The sequence below is a fragment of the Acinetobacter sp. MD2 genome (assembly GCF_035615575.1).
GTDB lineage: Bacteria > Pseudomonadota > Gammaproteobacteria > Pseudomonadales > Moraxellaceae > Acinetobacter.
This window is the reverse complement of sequence record NZ_VTDK01000005.1, coordinates 242,130-258,663: the sequence shown is the minus strand read 5'-3', so window position 1 is coordinate 258,663 and position 16,534 is coordinate 242,130. Positions and strand designations below refer to the sequence as shown.

Sequence of the window (16,534 nt, the reverse complement as noted above, 5' to 3'; positions counted from 1 at the left end):
TGGAGTAAAGGCGGTGCAACAACTTTAGATAATTGTGAAATGCTCTGCATTACCCATAATCGAAGTAAAGGTAATCGTTAGTAATATTAGTTTTGTATAAATTGCTGATAGCTATTTTTAAAGAAGCTAAATTAATTTTAGCTTCTTCCTTATTAAATAATTGATTATTATAGTTTTGTGCGGTTGCTACATAATATCGAAAAAATACGCAGATTTTTCTAAATGGCGTATGTCGCCATGAACCAGATCAGGCTTTTAACGTTGACATTCCAAAATTTCTAAATGGCGTATGTCGCCATGAACCATTAGCGAATGCAACCCTAGAGCGTATAGCATTTCTAAATGGCGTATGTCGCCATGAACGCCTTGGCGTACAGCAGCAGAATGTATTGATTTTTCTAAATGGCGTATGTCGCCATGAACAAAACCAATATCTGCAATTTGATATTGTTGTTTTTCTAAATGGCGTATGTCGCCATGAACAAAACATTGTAAATTACTTGTTCCTTGGTTGTTTTTCTAAATGGCGTATGTCGCCATGAACTGCTTTTTTTATGCTTGGAGAAATGTATGACATTTCTAAATGGCGTATGTCGCCATGAACATAGAGCAGGCACAGGACATAGAAAAGCAAACTTTCTAAATGGCGTATGTCGCCATGAACAAGGGAGGGAACAAGACTATACACGCAAAACATTTCTAAATGGCGTATGTCGCCATGAACTTCTAGGTCTAACTCTCGTTCTGAATGGCTACTTTCTAAATGGCGTATGTCGCCATGAACTCTTCTTGTTTGTTTTTCAGGTCTTGTTTGTTTTTCTAAATGGCGTATGTCGCCATGAACATATTACGTTTAAGCAAGGTAATGATACAAAAGTTTCTAAATGGCGTATGTCGCCATGAACATATAAATGACTTATCAAACAAGTTGTTTATATTTCTAAATGGCGTATGTCGCCATGAACTTGCATTGGACTCAGGTCGTAATGTTCCATCCTTTCTAAATGGCGTATGTCGCCATGAACGCTTCGGCAATGGTATCTGCAAGAATTTGTGCTTTCTAAATGGCGTATGTCGCCATGAACACAAAAGGTGGTTTTACGTATGGAATGTCTTCAGTTTCTAAATGGCGTATGTCGCCATGAACTAAGTTTTTCATAATCGATTTCACAGCGCATTTTTCTAAATGGCGTATGTCGCCATGAACAAATATAGGCTTGCGTGTCTTGCATAGTAAAATTTCTAAATGGCGTATGTCGCCATGAACGCGGTATTCCACCGAATGGTCCTGACTTTAATTTTCTAAATGGCGTATGTCGCCATGAACTAAAAACATAGTGCTTGTTGAAAGCGATTGGTTTTTCTAAATGGCGTATGTCGCCATGAACGGTGGTCTTCAAACGTCACAACACGTTTTTTATTTCTAAATGGCGTATGTCGCCATGAACCTGGGTTTGGCTTCACATACATCGTGGACATTTTTCTAAATGGCGTATGTCGCCATGAACATGCAGGCACAAACGCTCAAAAGCTTCTTGCATTTCTAAATGGCGTATGTCGCCATGAACTCGGAAGTTTTTTTTGATCGAAACTTTGCTATTTTCTAAATGGCGTATGTCGCCATGAACACATTGAACTACGTGCAAAAATTATTGATCGTTTTTCTAAATGGCGTATGTCGCCATGAACTCACGGATTGCATCGTTGGCAAGGCTGATCTCTTTCTAAATGGCGTATGTCGCCATGAACCCAAACTCATTTCATGGTTTGGACGTTGCGTAATTTCTAAATGGCGTATGTCGCCATGAACAGTAAGGATAAAGCAAAAAATAAAGTTATAACAGTGCTTTAGCCCTAAAAAGCATCAAATACCCAAAGTTTTAAAGCAAAGTTATAACTCATTGATTTTATTAAGCTGTTAAAGAGTCAAAAAAATATTGGGTTAAAATTCGGGTACAGTGAATGTGCGACTGAGTCCGTAAGTCCCAAACTTTCCAATACTTGCCTTATCAACAAGCGTTTTACCAATAATCAAGCGAAACATCATGTCATTGGTTTGGCTTTTCATATTGATATAAGGTGCAAAAGTTTCTGTCAGTTGCAACGCTTTAAAATGTGCTGTCGCTTCCTCAATTGAAATATTACGGCGCTTTGCTTGATGTACAATCCGCTGTTCGATGGTCAATTTAGGACTGGCTTTAAAATACGTGGCATAGCCCGTTACTTTATCTTGTGGCACTTCGCGTATAGACGTAACATGCACATAATCAATCAGGCGCTGTAACCACTGATCTAAATTCAATTGTGCTAATTCATCTACTGAATGAGCAAAAATACGAATTTTATCGCCCAAAAAACCAAGTTGCTTTTGTTTAATTAAACGATATTTAGGAAAAGAAACCCCGCAAGCAATCTTTCCCTGTTCATCGGCTTGTTCAACAAAGGCAAGATGAATTTGTGTATATAATTTTGACCAAATAAGATGCAATGGAATTTCTTCCTGCTCTAATAAGGTTATTTCTAAGTAATAGAGCATCGTTAATCCTTACTACTTTGACCAAAGACACCGCCACGCACTAAAACAGCCATGACATAATGTTCTTGTTCAGCATTTTCAAGTGCTTCACCTAAAGCATATTTATCAAACAAAGTAAAAAAGTCTTTTTTATCTTTAGGTGTGCGATACGCTTTCCCAAGATTGGTGACAGCACCATACGGTTCAATTGCAATGGCTGTTTTTTTCTCATCAAATTCAGGATACCACGTATCAATCGTGCGTAATGCATTGCCTAGTTTTTGTGAATGCATCGCAGCAACATCATTGACTTGATATAAAATTTTACTTTTTTCGCCTTTGCCTTTATCTAACACAAGCTCTTCACTTGGATAAACTTCCTGCCCTTTTCCAACCAAAGCATAAGCTTCCACTTTAATCAGTAAATATGGCAATTCACCTTTCAACGCACTCGCAATTTGATTGGCTAAGTTCTGTACTTGCCCATCTGCATGATCAAAACCATGTAATGGATAATCAAATGCATTAAAGGTCACGGCTTCTTGGTCATTTACCGTGACAACCACGTCTATTTTTTCCGCACCAACACGGTTACGCCATAAAAAACGTGCATTGGCAATATTCAGTGCATAGCGTTTTGCAAGCTCGGTAAATCCATAATTCTCAATATATTTTTGAGCAACAGCATGATATGACTTTAAGAAAGTTTCATTATTACACGCAGACGGATTTTCCACGCCACCTAATACTTTTAAAGTAAAGCCAACTTTTAAGGTGTCTTGATGTTCACCTAATGCACATGCATCAACAGTTTGCAAGTTAGCTTTTTCAACTTCTGCATTAAGTTTCATTGGATCGCCAGCAACCGCAGGTTTTAAACGGTTTGAAATCGTGCCTCGAACGGATTTTGGAATCAATTTTAATGCTGTTTGTTCAGCACGATTATTCCAGTTTGTTCCGTAAAAATAACCGTCTGATGGTACAAGCTTCTTTTCAAATGCTAAAACGCTTGCAATGATATTTTCTTTTTTAGCCATGAGTTTTTCCTTTTTAAAATAAAGTTAGTTTGTTGTTTGGTTTTGGCAAAGATATAGATTATTTTCTAAATCAACATGATATTGCCATAACAGTTGATCAATACTTTCAATTCGGTAAGGCATCACAAATTCACCAAGCGTCAAAACTGCTTCTGCAAAACGATGTGGTGTATTTGCATCTCGTTGATTTTTAGCAAGCCCTAGCTCAGAAATCCCCTGAAAACCCACTGCAATCGGTACAAGCCAGCCTTGTGTTTTACGTTGAGATGTCCAAGTCACTTTTCCATCATCGTCAAGTTGTGAGCTATGCGTGACTTTTAAGTGGTCTAATACGGCATCTAATGCATCTCGCCCTTCACTCATGCTTTGCATGACCAAATCACGGCGTTCGATCAGTACATGCCCCAGCATAAGTTTATTTAAAATAGGTCTAAGCTGTTGATCTTCATCTTTATCCTCATTAAAGCTTAGCACTTGACTATCTTTTACAGACAAAACATCACCACTAGCAAATTTCATGCTGATGATCAATTGCTTAATGGTTTTTAAAAAATCATCAATTCTTTCTGGATCAAGATTTTTATATTCAATCAATAATGAAACTTCTAAATGACAACGTGCTTCTTCAATAAATGCAGGTCTATTTCCATCTTTATCTAATGGATTTGCTGTTCCAATGATGGACGATACAAAATCATTTTGTCCTTTATAGGTTTGCAAATTAAATTCATGACAACTGACAGCAACTTTATCTAAGATAATTTCATCAAAACCTTGAGCAATCAGTTTACGTTGTAGTGCATGGACTGCACCTAACCAAGCTGTCATTGCAGGGAAACCAATGGTAAATGGGCTACTCATCGCATTGGCATTATGAATCTTAAGATGCGGAATTAAAATAAAACGGCGCATTAAAAAAACTCCTTATCTTCATTCAGTAAATCTCTAACGATTTCTTTAACCGCCCTTAACTCACCATCGCCCAATTGATATGACTGAGGAACAATATTCTTATCTTGATAAACATCTAAAATCCACTTGGCAATTCTATGGCTAATCTCTTCAAACCATGAATCATTTTCTTCTCGCTCTTCTTGATAACAATCATCTAGCCAAATACGCTGAGACAAAGGCAGATTTTGATAAGATGCACTAAGCGACCACTGCTGTTTATATTGACGAATACAAAAAGCAGTAAATAAAATTTGTTCAATAATTTTTCTAAGTGTCTTGTCTATATCTTTACGAATAGATATATTATTTTTCCTTTGACCTGTCACACCATCTAAATCTTTCCTAATCAATTCTTGTAAATGCTTGAATGTATCTTTGTATCCTTTCGCATATAAACACTGAGAAAAAAAATCACGAGTAGGTAACGTTACTTTTCTATTTTCAAAAGAAGGTGGCACACTTGCCAATAAATACGCTCTACCTGCATTTTGACTATTCAGTACACTGACATTTTGAGGTTGTGTTCCACCGTAAGCGGTTACCGTAAGATCATAAATATCTGCATAGCCGATAGCGTCAGATTCATTTTTCTTACGATTTTCTTTGGCTTGCTTGGTTTCATCCGAAAATCGTATTTTATCAACTCTTTGCTTTAATTCTGTAATCAATCCTGATGGTGTCAAAATAGAGAGCAAATGATATTGATTCTGCTTGATCGGGAAATAAACTTGTTTTACTAAATGATCGGTTTTAGAAGTCGTATCGGTTACTTTGATTTTAAGAAAATCATGCCGTAAATCTTCAAATTTTAATGATGATGTACTGATATATTGTATAAGTACGTCATTACTCTCTTCAAAATTATCCAACACCGTTTTACCGTTAGATAATTCAATACTGAGAAATTTAAATACATCCATTGCAGCCGCATTACCAAATACATCCAGCGGATAATCCACATTCCCACTGCGTAAGTAACCATCATTTTCAGCTTTTACCTTGGCAATTACACTGGATGTTTTAGCACTAGGATGGCTGAATTTACTTGGATGACTGACCATCGAAAGCTGCCCAACACGTTTTGCAGCATCAGGTAACCATTCTGCAAGACTAAACTTTGTTGTTGCCTGTTGTTGTAAATCAGCAATTTCATCATCTTTGGCTTTTTTTAGACGATCTTTCAACCATAAATCTTTACGATCGTTAAAAAAAGCGGTGATATTTTCAGGCATATCTTATTTCCTCTATTATTCTTGATCCGATACCACCAGACCAAATTGATCTGAATATATTAATTTTTTTCCATTTAAATATTCTGGCAACATAATTTCACCATATCTTTTTGATAATTTTTCAACGTCTTGATCAAGATCATCGTGATCAGGATTTTTTGCAATAGCCAAACGACACAGTATGTCGTAATAGTTTCGATTGAGCCAAAGTCGTTGATTTTCCAAATCCGTTAAATCAATATCTGAGATATTGTACCAACTGCTTCTATCAATATATTCTCCAAAATCATCCTTAATACACATCATAAGCTTGCGATTTTGAAATGCTCTAAATAATTGAATATTTGGGGAACTTTGCCTAAATGGATTAAACCGTTGTGGCAAAGCAGTTAAATACCACGTTTCATCCAACCAAGCATTCAAAAACTCTGCACCATTTTTTTCATAAGCCGTTAGTTGATACGCTGTAACCGCATGTTCAAGATCGGCAAGTTTTTTATTGGCTTGTAAAGGGCTATTCACTTGAATACGAGGAATTGCCGTAATTCCTGTTTCTACTTGTTGAATATCTAAAAGTTGATTTAAATCTTTATATTCCAATCGAAACTTTGCATTATTGATTTCAAAACCAGGATTTGTAAAAGCAACCTTCGCTTTTCGTAATGCGCGTAAATTGAATTGCATCAATGCAATATTTGGTTGCTGAATATCTTGTGCTAATTTCCGATGTCTTAAAACCCGCCCAGCTAACTGAATAATCGAACGATAGGATGATGGTTCGATAATTGCCCAATCAAAATCATGGTCACGTCCGACTTCTTCGACAGGCGTTGCGACAAGAATAAAAATCACATGATCACAATCTGTTTTATCTAAATGCTGCCGAATAACGCCATCATTATCGACTTCTAAAAATGCTTTAGGTTGTTCACCTTGTTTTTCTTTACGTTTCAGAGTTTCATCTAGGTGCTGTTCTTGCTTACTACGTAATAACAGCACTTGCCGACTATGATACGCCATGACCCGCGGTGCAATATTTTCCGACCATTCAGCATTCAATAAATATCGAGTAAGTGCGACACATGGCGGAATATTGGCAACACGTATCACCCCAAATGAGACTTTTTTGCCAGTTTTTGCATCAATACTGTGGTGGTGATGGTGTAACTTTTCGGCTTCAGTTCGAATTCGTTCAAAATACTGATCTTGAATACTTTGCTCTAAACGGTCTTGAGTTTTTTCAAGCACTAAATCTGCACAATCGACAATATAGGCTTTATGTTTCACGATTTGTTTTTGTAAATAATCTGAGCGAATTTTCACAAAATCTTGATGACAGTTTTGATAATGCTGAATAATTTTACTGTGTGTAGATAAAGGAATAGCATCTATTTTGGCTTTAAACTCATCCACCCACATCGCAATTGCATCGTTTTTTTTGATTTTCTTAAACGCACAATACAGTTGCCACCCCTGTTGATAGGCATTAAAAAAACCTTCTGCCAGAGCAGGCGGAATAGTGGCAGATGAAATCATCACCTTACGCCCCAACATGCCCGTGAGGTGGATCAGGCGAGCAATTGCAATCAGATCTTGCCCATTAAAATCATCCACTTCATCAATCACTAAATCTGAAGATGATAATCGAAGACTTGGTAAAATATACTTTCCACCTCGTTTGGTTTCAGTTGCAGAAATAATATGATCAATGGTACACACTAAAACAGGCTTATATAAGAATGCCTTATTTCGCTCGGCTTTATTTTGTGGGAATAATGCATCCATAAAATCAGCTTGAGGCATATCCTCATAGCGCAGTTCATTCTCTAACAATTCTTCCAAAGACTCAGAACCGAACGCTTCAATATCTGTCTGTTCTGTGTCATTCGCCTGCGTATTGTTTTTTTGGTGTAACTCTTGGACGGCTTTAGAACCAATTAAAACAGCCAATTCATCTTTGCTTAAACCAATGTCATTTTGATAAGAATCACCTGTTTGCAAGGTCAAAGTTCTTAACCCCAAAGCCAAAATATAACGCAATGACTGGGCATCTTTCGAGAGTGCCTGCATAATTTTAGCATTCGCAATGGTTTTCCCCTTGCCTGTACTCGCCATATTGACAATAAACCAGCCTTGTTGCTCTGCATTTTCATTATTGTGAATAAATTGTTGAATCCCTTTTACCGCTTGATCTTGCCATTCAAAACCAATCGGACTTTTTTTCTTTAATTTTTTCAAATCATAAGCAGGTTCCATTTCATCGGCTAAACGGCTGAGTGAATGTGCAACACGTATTGCATTATCACTGACACGTACCAAATGCTCATCCAATTTCTGTTTAATTTGTTTCGTTTTTGGATCAGTATTTGCGGATAAATTAACCGTTGTTTTCCAAGATGCATCTACTGGAAGAGATGAATAATAATGATCGCCCAACATTAAACACAATCGTGCATGATGCAAAATCACACGCCAACTTCCATCGGCAAAAATCTGCTCTTGCGAAGTTAATTCTTGTGCTAACCGTGTTGACCATTTTTTAATTTGTTTTTTCCATTCAGCTGACTGACTTAATAAACCATGATCAAACTCAAAGCACTGTTTTAATCTTTTTTGATATTCAGCTTCATCTTGTTTATTTTGATAACCCCATTGCGCTGAAATAATTTTAAGTAAACTCGATAAGTCAGATTTTTTATTATCGCTATATTGTTCTCGCTTCGTTTCTTCTCTTAAATCGGGTAAACGATGATGTGAAACAATCAACCATGCCACCAATTGTGCAAATGGTGGCAATTGATCTAACACTTTAGATTGATCCGCATTTTTTAAAACGGTGTTTTTTAGCGTTTGCTCATCCCAACTGCATTGCATCAACATGTTCAGCCATGCTTCATCCGATTCGATATTGCCCGATGACTGCACCAATGCATTCAACAATAAACAGGAAATCCATTCATGCCTTAAGGGATCACCTTTTTTCGCATTTTTACTATTACGTTCTAGTTTTTCCTGAAATAAGGCACTGGCCTTACCCCAATCATGCAACAACGCAGATACCGCGACCAATGCTTTAATTAAAGGTAAATAGTGCCAGTCGGTTTCCCATTTCTGCTGATCTAATTTTTTCTGTGTAGTATTTACAGGCACAATACCTTGTGAATTGAATTTATTACGATTCCCCACAATCCACATTAATTCACTTCTACGCCGACCACGTACCCAATGACAGGACACTGCAGTACTTTTCGTTACTGTTTTTTTAAGTAATCTTTTTAACGCCAACAACCCATCTTCGGTAATCACGGTTTGCCACGTGTTATCCCCAATACGGTCGGCAAAGGCATCGAGTACTCTACGAGTACGGGCAATGGCTTTTTTCTCACATTGACTGATAAGAGTAACGATCATAGCTAAGTGTCCATTTAATGTAATTTAAAATTTATCAGAAGAAGGACTCCTCTGATAAATAAGTCTTTGATTTATAATTGGCGTATGTCGCCGTGAACTTAACAGCATATTGCACATTTTCTAAGTGGCGTATGTCGCCGATTTCGTCAAAAACCTCCTATGTTAATTACTATAGAATTGTTATTGAATATTTGATTACCCGAATAAACAATCACCATTACAATAAAAACTAAGAATCTTTTTCTATACATTCAACCCTCCCTACATTTAGTTAATGTAAGAAAAGTATAAAGGATATTCCACCACACAAAAATATCTATCCATGTGAATTATACTGTTAATTTAAAAAACTTCGTGACAAAATATTTTTATTACATATGATCTTCATATAAATTCAACTCATAAATCTAAGAATCAGAAACATTCTTATTATCATCAAAATTTCTGCAAGCTTGCAATTTCACTTGCTCAAACATAAAGTCTAGACACCGATGCTCTGAAAATTTTTGCAAAATCTGTTGACGAAATTCCTGCTCAGCCATGCCCTCTTTGGCACAAATAAACGCATAGGGTAAAACCACAGCATCCTTAATTAAATCCGCCACATCAAACACCAATGCACCACGCCGAGTTTTGCCATGCATCACTGCAAAAGAATGGCTAATTCCTAGAACCCACAACGTCGTTGCTGCTAAACCATACGCCAAATAATTCCCATGATTCAAAAAGTCATTGGCTAAATCCCCTTGTTCAGGGTTACGTTCAAAACCTAATTTACAACGTATTGCCGCAATTTTATAAAGCTGTTTAGTGGTTGCAGCTTCAGCAAGTAATAAATCACCCACTTTGCTTTGATTCGGAATTTTATTTTCAAAACCATTCAGTGCGGTTTGAATATCCGCATCATCAATGGCAAAGCCTGCATCTTTTAAATCTTTATCTTTTGCCCAAATTTTGCGAATAAATTCAATCCGCGCAAATTGAAATTGTTTTGCCACCTCTAAACGTTTGGCATCATCAAACCAAAAACTCATCCAATTTTGCATATATTCCGTCGGGCGATATTCACTTTGTGGCATCATCCATTCAATTTCACATCCCATAAACAGTGGCGTACCTCCGCCACCACAAAACCCAACCAAAACACCTGCACTGGCAAGCATACGCATGGCAGCTTGAGTAATGGATGTACCTGTACCGAGTAAAATCACCGTGGTATTGGCAATCGGAATATTCCAGTATTGATTTTCTTTTTTAGCTTCGGTCAAATACAACACACGACCATCTTTTTGCATCACTCTGGCATGTTCTAGGTAATAAATATTGGCGCGTTTGGAATGTAGAATCGCTTTTAAGTCTGAAGGTGCAAGTTGTTCCATTTTTATTCTACATTTATGAAATTATTAATATTTAAAATAGCACAACCCCTTTATTTTAAAAGCATATAATCTGATGAGTACGACAAATTAAGTCGCAATAAAAATATATCTTTTCTATAAACCAACCTTCAAGGTAGAATTTCAAAACAACGCTCGACTTTTCATCATTGATGGTGATATATAAACCGACAGAATACCGCATTCAAAATAAGGCCTTTTAGGGTGTATCTCTGCTATGACCCAAATTCCTATATCAAATCAACACACACAACTCACTCCACAACAATTAAGCCAATTTATAAGCTGTGAGGAATGCGACGCACTCTATCAACGAATTCCTTTAGCATTGGGTGAAAAAGCGATTTGCCTTTGCTGTGGTGCAGAACTTTATCGAGAGGTGAAGTCGTTTAACCGCTTGCTTGCGCTGGTCTTAACCGCACTGATTATTTTTATCGTGGCCAACAGTTTCCCTATTGTAAAAGTCGAAGTTCAAGGCAACAGTATGGAAACGACTTTGTTGGGTGCAGCTTGGACGATGTTTCATATACACCGTGGTTTTGTCGGCTTTATTTTAGTGGCTACGACGTTTTTTATTCCTCTGATTAATCTTGTATTATTGCTCTATATTTATGCAAGTGTGAGTTGGTTAAAAAAACGTCCGCCTTTTATGCACATGGCGCTTAAAACACTGTATGTATTTCGAGTCTGGGCGATGGTTGAAGTGTTTTTGATTGGTATATTGGTCACACTGGTTAAACTCATTGATATGGTACTCGTTATTCCCGAAATCGCCTTGTGGGCATTTGCCGCACTGAGTTTATTTATGGTTTTTTTAAATGCCATTCAAGTCCAAGATATTTGGGATGCCATTGATCGGAAGCTGCCATGAACAATATCCAAGATGAACATGCAGCATCCGAAGCACCGCTAATCCGCGCCAAAGATTTATCCTTATTGCGCTGCCATTGCTGTGGGCGTTTAACGCCACGTTCAAAGCAAGCCGAAGATTCCACGCAAAAATGCCCTAGATGTAAAACACCTTTACATTTTCGTAAGCCGCAAAGTTTGCAAAAGACTTTTGCTTTTTTAATCACCGCGACAATTTTATATATTCCTGCCAACATTCTGCCCATGACCATTACCAATTCTCTGCTCGGCAATCAGCAAGATACCATTATGAGTGGTGTGGTCTTCTTTTGGCAATCGGGTGATTACTTGGTGGCATCCGTGATTTTTATGGCCAGTATTTTCATTCCGCTATTAAAATTATTTATTCTAAGTTTTTTGCTAATTACTCTAACAATGCAGGCGCGAGGCCATTGGCGCTTTAGCCCTCAGCATTGTAGCGTGTTATACCGCGTGGTCGAATTTATTGGCCGTTGGTCGATGATTGATGTTTTTGTGGTGAGTTTGCTGACTGCACTGATTCAAATTCAGTCCTTAGCCACCATTTTAGCCGGTCCGGGTGCAGTGGCTTTTGGCGCAGTGGTTATTTTAACCATGCTTGCCTCGCTTAGCTTTGACCCTCGGATGATTTGGGATAGCTATTATGCCAATCATCCAAATCAAGCCAATAACCCAACAGCGGCACAGCCATATTCACAAGTATTTTCAGATATTTCTCATTCCAACTCATTTAATGAACCCTAATATGACTGATAACGATCCGACAACGACCTCTCAGCCAGCGCAGTCTAATGAACTGCCGCCTGTACCTGAGCCGAAAAAAAAGAAATCGCGTTTTAGTATTTCCTTTATTTGGCTGATTCCTTTAATTGCCTTACTCATTGCCCTTTCTTTGGCAGTCAAAGCGGTTTGGGATCGCGGCCCAACCATCGAAGTTTCATTTAAAACCGCCGATGGCCTAGAAGCAGGTAAAACCACTGTGCGCTATAAACAAGTCAATATTGGTTTGGTGCGAAAAATTCATTTGGCACCAGACAATTCACATGTGATTGCAGAAATTGAGCTCAGTAAAGACAGCCGTGGCTTTGCAGCCAAAGATGCACGTTTTTGGGTGGTGCGCCCTCGCATTGGCACCAGTGGTGTTTCAGGGATCGACACCTTGCTTTCAGGGTCGTATATTGAAGTTGATGGCGGCAAAGCAACCACCAAGCAAGATCAGTTTGTCGGCTTAGAAACTCCGCCCGTTGTCCCGTCAGATGTTCAAGGTAAAGTCTTTTTCCTCACTGCGGATGACTTAGGCTCGTTAGATATTGGCTCACCGATTTATTATCGACGGATTAATGTGGGTCAAATTACCGCTTATAATTTATCCAAAGATGGTCAGCATGTTGAATTACAAACTTTTATTCGCGCGCCATACGACAAATTTGTCACCACCGATGCGCGTTTTTGGCAAGCCAGTGGTATCGATGTCAGCCTGAATGCATCTGGCTTTAGCTTAAATACGCAGTCTTTAGCGACCATTGTTGCAGGCGGCATTGCATTTGGTTATCCAGACAATTCCAATGCGGGCGTTGCATCGGCTCAAAGTCATTTTAATCTGTGGAATTCTCGGGTGGATGCTTTAAAAATCCCAGATGGCAAACCGCATCGCGTGATTATGTATTTTGACACTTCTTTACGTGGTCTGGCTGTGGGTGCCCCTGTCGACTTTATGGGCATTAATATTGGTGATGTAACCGCCATTAATGTTGAATTTGATCAACATTATCGTAAATTACGCATGCGGGTCGATGCGGTGCTCTATCCTTCTCGCCTAGCCAATGGCAAAGAATTAGACCCAACGGGGATTATTTTCAAACGCTTTATTGATAACGGATGGCGCGCGCAAATGCGTACCGGAAGCCTATTAACTGGGCAAAATTATATTGCCTTTGATAAATTCCCGAAAGCACCGCCTGTGGGTTTAATCCAACATGAAAACGGCGTTGTTGAAGTGCCAACCACACCGCCTGAACTCAACAGCTTACAAGCACAAGTTTCTGAAATTGCAGATAAAGTCAGCAAATTCCCAATTAATGAAATTGGTGCAGATGTCAGAAAAACCTTAAAAAGCATGAATACCACCATCGAATCGACAGATAAATTAGTTAAACAACTCGACACTAAAGTGGCACCGGACTTTCAAGCCACCTTAAATGATGCTCGTAAAACCATGCAGTCTACCGAATCGATTTTATCGGGCGATGCACCAATGCAACAAGATTTACGCCGTGCCTTACAACAAGTAACGCGCACCGCAGCATCATTACAATTAATGTCCGACTATATTGAACAACATCCTGAATCTTTAATTCGTGGCAAATCGGGAGAGAAGAAAAATGAGAAATAAGACATTACATCGCTTGCGTTTTTCTTCAACTGTTTATGGTGCAGCAGCAGGCTTATTTGGCCTTGCTGCACTTGGGCTAACGGCATGCTCAAGTTCAGTAAAGCCCAACTACTACACGCTTGCACCGCGTGTGGTGCCCACCGCGCAACCCACTTTACGCGTCATCGAGTTATTGCCGGTTAATTTACCTGACCGTTTAGACCGTGCTTCGCTGATGATTAATAGCGAACAAGGTCAGGCAAAAATTTTAGATAACGACCGTTGGACGTCTAATTTAGCCGTTGAACTGCATGACAGTTTATCGGCAGGATTACAACAACAGCTCGGTGCAGTCGACCGCTATAGCAGTGGCATGCCTAATGGCAAAATTGCCTACCGGATTGCAACAGACTTTTCACGTTTCGATACTATTCAATCGGCATCCAATCCCAATAATAACCGCGTTGAAGTTGAAGTGAGCTGGACGATTAAACCCATCATTGCAAACCCTGTGAATGCGTCTAATGTAGCGCGTCCACTGAGCTGCCGAATGACGTTTAATCAAGCCATTGCAAGCCCATTTAAAATTCCAGATACGGTAAATGCATCGCGTAGCGCGTTAAATCGTGTCATCACCTCCATTTCAAATACAGTCATTGCATCCGAAAAAGGAACAACACAGGTACCTGCTGCAATTTGTGGCTAATATCGTGCTAAATATGCAACATAAACTCTCATTCGTGAGAGTTTATGTGCTTTTGTATTACGATAAAATAGCCACAGATTTCATTAATAAGGAGAATTCTTATGTTCGATATGCGCTTGGCAAAAGACCGTGGTACAGCTCAACACGGCTGGTTGCATTCACAGCATAGTTTCTCTTTTGCAAATTATTGGGATCCGAAACAAGTCGGCTTCTCCGATTTATTGGTTATTAATGATGATACTGTGAGCCCTTCAAAAGGTTTTGGCACACACCCACATCAAAACATGGAAATTATTTCCTATGTGCTTGAAGGTGCTTTAGCACATAAAGACTCTATGGGAACGGGTTCAATCATTGTGCCGGGCGATATTCAATTGATGAGTGCAGGCTCAGGCGTTGCACACAGCGAATTTAATCATTCAGCAACCACCAATGTCCATTTTTTACAAATTTGGATTGTACCCAATCAAGTAAATAGCACACCAAGCTATCAGCAACTGCATATCGCGGATGAAGATAAACGCGGTAAATTTCATTTAATGATTGCACCGAATGCTGCTGACAAAACTTTAAGCATCAAACAAGACATCAATATTTATTCAGGTTTGTTTGATGGCGCGGAACAAGCCAATTTCGTGATTACCGAGCACCGCTATGTATATGTGCATGTTGCCAAAGGCTCGGTTGATATCAATGGGCAAATTTTTCATGCAGGCGATGCTGCACGCATTCGTAGCGCACAAAATTTACATTTTAGCCAAGGTCAAAATGCAGATGTTTTAATTTTTGATCTGCGTCCAAACGAATTACCACAAATGTAAAACCAACTCATAAACCCATAAAAAAGTCGGCTCAATTTAAATTCAGCCGACTTTTTTAATTTCTCATTTTTTATTAAGCAGCAATTTGCTTACGTAGCAAGACTGTACCCACCGAATAGCCTGCGCCAAACGAACTTAGCACCGCATATTCATGATGTGCTACTTCATGTCCCGTTTTGTGTAATGCAATCATTACACCCGCAGAAGAGGTATTGGCAAACTCATCTAAAATAATAGGCGCACGGTTTAAATCGGCGTCTTTGCCAGCTACATATTTTAAAATTAATTCATTCATATTGGCATTGGCTTGGTGCAACCAAAACCGTTTCACGTCATCCGCCGTCAGCTGATTTTTCGCTAATTGCTCACTAATCATTTTAGCCACCAATGGACACACTTCTTTAAAAACTTTACGACCATCTTGTTTAAACAATAAATCTTCGCCTGAAACATCTTCACAGCGGTTTAAAAAGCCAAAATTATTGCGAATATTATTGGAAAATTGAGTTTTCAAATGAATATCTAAAATTTCATAACCGGTTTTATCTTCACAGTCTTCAATAATGGCGGCGGTTGCAACATCACCAAAAATAAAATGGCTGTCGCGTTGGGTAAAATCTAAATGACCAGAGGTAAATTCAGCATTGATCAGTAATACACGACGTGCGCCAGTTTTAATGGCACTATAAGCTTGCTGAATAGCAAAAGTTGCAGATGAACAAGCCACATTCATGTCATACGCATAACCTTGAATGCCTAATTCCGCTTGAATTTCAATGGCGACCGAAGGATAAGCGCGTTGCATGTTCGAACATGCCAAAATCACCACATCAATCTCTTCAGCAGATACCTTTGCTGCATCCATGGCGCGTTTAGCAGCAAGCACACCCCACTCGGCTTGTAATGACAATTCATCATTTGCACGTGCTTGTAATTTCGGACGCATGCGCTGAATATCTAAAATGCCGTCTTTTTCGACCACATAACGGCGCTGAATGCCTGAGGCTTTTTCAATAAATTCGGCACTTGAACCTTGCAACTCAAGCACTTCGCCTGCCGCAATTTGCGCAGCATGTTGCTGATTATATTGTGCAACATAAGCATTCAAGCTCGTCACCAATTCTTCATTGCTAATCGAACTTTCGGGGTGATACAACCCTGTGCCTGTAATGCGAATGCTCATGTAAAACTCCTGTGTGTGA

The 16,534-nt window shown here is 38.8% G+C and carries 13 protein-coding genes and 1 CRISPR repeat array; of the genes, 6 read left to right on the top strand and 7 right to left on the bottom strand.

From position 1 onward, the window contains the following. Nucleotides 1–81, top strand: an 81-nt coding sequence (locus FXN70_RS09310; RefSeq protein ID WP_324647193.1) for an HNH endonuclease, incomplete at its 5' end; no start/stop codon positions are given. A gap of 134 nt (nucleotides 82–215) precedes the next feature. Further along, a CRISPR array of direct repeats spans nucleotides 216–1,810; the repeat unit is 28 nt; unit sequence TTTCTAAATGGCGTATGTCGCCATGAAC. A gap of 132 nt (nucleotides 1,811–1,942) precedes the next feature. Here FXN70_RS09310 and cas6f read toward each other — a convergent pair. From cas6f to cas1f, 6 genes are all read right to left on the bottom strand, one after another. Continuing rightward, on the bottom strand, nucleotides 1,943–2,536 hold the full coding sequence (cas6f, locus tag FXN70_RS09305) for a type I-F CRISPR-associated endoribonuclease Cas6/Csy4 (protein WP_324647184.1): 594 nt from the start codon (nucleotides 2,534–2,536) through the stop codon (nucleotides 1,943–1,945). A 2-nt stretch (nucleotides 2,537–2,538) separates the two neighbouring features. Beyond that, a complete protein-coding gene (gene csy3 / locus FXN70_RS09300) occupies nucleotides 2,539–3,552 on the bottom strand; it encodes a type I-F CRISPR-associated protein Csy3 (RefSeq protein ID WP_324647183.1) in 1,014 nt (337 codons plus the stop codon). A 24-nt stretch (nucleotides 3,553–3,576) separates the two neighbouring features. Continuing rightward, on the bottom strand, nucleotides 3,577–4,464 hold the full coding sequence (gene csy2, locus FXN70_RS09295; RefSeq protein WP_324647182.1) for a type I-F CRISPR-associated protein Csy2: 888 nt from the start codon (nucleotides 4,462–4,464) through the stop codon (nucleotides 3,577–3,579). Then, nucleotides 4,464–5,738 (bottom strand): type I-F CRISPR-associated protein Csy1, encoded by a 1,275-nt coding sequence (csy1, locus tag FXN70_RS09290; RefSeq protein WP_324647181.1) that lies wholly within the window; start codon nucleotides 5,736–5,738, stop codon nucleotides 4,464–4,466. The genes csy2 and csy1 overlap by 1 nt, the downstream gene beginning before the upstream one ends. A 15-nt stretch (nucleotides 5,739–5,753) precedes the next feature. Next, on the bottom strand, nucleotides 5,754–9,149 hold the full coding sequence (cas3f, locus tag FXN70_RS09285; RefSeq protein WP_324647180.1) for a type I-F CRISPR-associated helicase Cas3f: 3,396 nt from the start codon (nucleotides 9,147–9,149) through the stop codon (nucleotides 5,754–5,756). Between the two features lie 407 nt (nucleotides 9,150–9,556). Beyond that, nucleotides 9,557–10,528: a type I-F CRISPR-associated endonuclease Cas1f gene (gene cas1f, locus FXN70_RS09280; protein ID WP_324647179.1), complete on the bottom strand. Its 972-nt coding sequence runs from the start codon at nucleotides 10,526–10,528 to the stop codon at nucleotides 9,557–9,559. A gap of 235 nt (nucleotides 10,529–10,763) precedes the next feature. On the opposite strand from cas1f, the gene FXN70_RS09275 reads away from it, so the two are divergent. The 5 genes from FXN70_RS09275 to FXN70_RS09255 all read left to right on the top strand — a co-directional run bounded on the left by FXN70_RS09275 (nucleotide 10,764) and on the right by FXN70_RS09255 (nucleotide 15,332). Next, nucleotides 10,764–11,417 carry a paraquat-inducible protein A gene (locus FXN70_RS09275; RefSeq protein WP_324647178.1) on the top strand — a complete coding sequence of 218 codons (654 nt, stop codon included), beginning with the start codon at nucleotides 10,764–10,766 and terminating at the stop codon, nucleotides 11,415–11,417. Then, nucleotides 11,414–12,178, top strand: coding sequence for a paraquat-inducible protein A (locus tag FXN70_RS09270; protein WP_324647177.1), 765 nt, complete (start codon nucleotides 11,414–11,416; stop codon nucleotides 12,176–12,178). Before FXN70_RS09275 ends, FXN70_RS09270 begins: the two co-directional genes overlap by 4 nt. 1 nt (nucleotide 12,179) lies before the next feature. Next, nucleotides 12,180–13,826 (top strand): intermembrane transport protein PqiB, encoded by a 1,647-nt coding sequence (locus FXN70_RS09265; RefSeq protein ID WP_324647176.1) that lies wholly within the window; start codon nucleotides 12,180–12,182, stop codon nucleotides 13,824–13,826. Continuing rightward, entirely contained in the window at nucleotides 13,816–14,511 is a 696-nt protein-coding gene (locus FXN70_RS09260; protein WP_324647175.1) for a PqiC family protein, read from the top strand. The genes FXN70_RS09265 and FXN70_RS09260 overlap by 11 nt, the downstream gene beginning before the upstream one ends. A 101-nt stretch (nucleotides 14,512–14,612) precedes the next feature. Beyond that, nucleotides 14,613–15,332, top strand: coding sequence for a pirin family protein (locus FXN70_RS09255; protein WP_324647174.1), 720 nt, complete (start codon nucleotides 14,613–14,615; stop codon nucleotides 15,330–15,332). A gap of 73 nt (nucleotides 15,333–15,405) precedes the next feature. Here FXN70_RS09255 and FXN70_RS09250 read toward each other — a convergent pair whose 3' ends face one another. Continuing rightward, nucleotides 15,406–16,515 (bottom strand): beta-ketoacyl-ACP synthase III, encoded by a 1,110-nt coding sequence (locus FXN70_RS09250; protein WP_324647173.1) that lies wholly within the window; start codon nucleotides 16,513–16,515, stop codon nucleotides 15,406–15,408. Nucleotides 16,516–16,534: the final 19 nt, after the last annotated feature.

What these genes read in the sequence shown, in the direction of transcription:
- FXN70_RS09275 (WP_324647178.1), top strand. Translation starts at nt 10,764, where the DNA reads ATGACCCAAATTCCTATATCAAATCAACACACACAACTCACTCCACAA.
- cas6f (WP_324647184.1), bottom strand. Translation starts at nt 2,536, where the DNA reads ATGCTCTATTACTTAGAAATAACCTTATTAGAGCAGGAAGAAATTCCA.
- FXN70_RS09265 (WP_324647176.1), top strand. Translation starts at nt 12,180, where the DNA reads ATGACTGATAACGATCCGACAACGACCTCTCAGCCAGCGCAGTCTAAT.
- csy1 (WP_324647181.1), bottom strand. Translation starts at nt 5,738, where the DNA reads ATGCCTGAAAATATCACCGCTTTTTTTAACGATCGTAAAGATTTATGG.
- FXN70_RS09270 (WP_324647177.1), top strand. Translation starts at nt 11,414, where the DNA reads ATGAACAATATCCAAGATGAACATGCAGCATCCGAAGCACCGCTAATC.
- csy3 (WP_324647183.1), bottom strand. Translation starts at nt 3,552, where the DNA reads ATGGCTAAAAAAGAAAATATCATTGCAAGCGTTTTAGCATTTGAAAAG.
- cas1f (WP_324647179.1), bottom strand. Translation starts at nt 10,528, where the DNA reads ATGGAACAACTTGCACCTTCAGACTTAAAAGCGATTCTACATTCCAAA.
- FXN70_RS09250 (WP_324647173.1), bottom strand. Translation starts at nt 16,515, where the DNA reads ATGAGCATTCGCATTACAGGCACAGGGTTGTATCACCCCGAAAGTTCG.
- FXN70_RS09260 (WP_324647175.1), top strand. Translation starts at nt 13,816, where the DNA reads ATGAGAAATAAGACATTACATCGCTTGCGTTTTTCTTCAACTGTTTAT.
- cas3f (WP_324647180.1), bottom strand. Translation starts at nt 9,149, where the DNA reads ATGATCGTTACTCTTATCAGTCAATGTGAGAAAAAAGCCATTGCCCGT.
- csy2 (WP_324647182.1), bottom strand. Translation starts at nt 4,464, where the DNA reads ATGCGCCGTTTTATTTTAATTCCGCATCTTAAGATTCATAATGCCAAT.
- FXN70_RS09255 (WP_324647174.1), top strand. Translation starts at nt 14,613, where the DNA reads ATGTTCGATATGCGCTTGGCAAAAGACCGTGGTACAGCTCAACACGGC.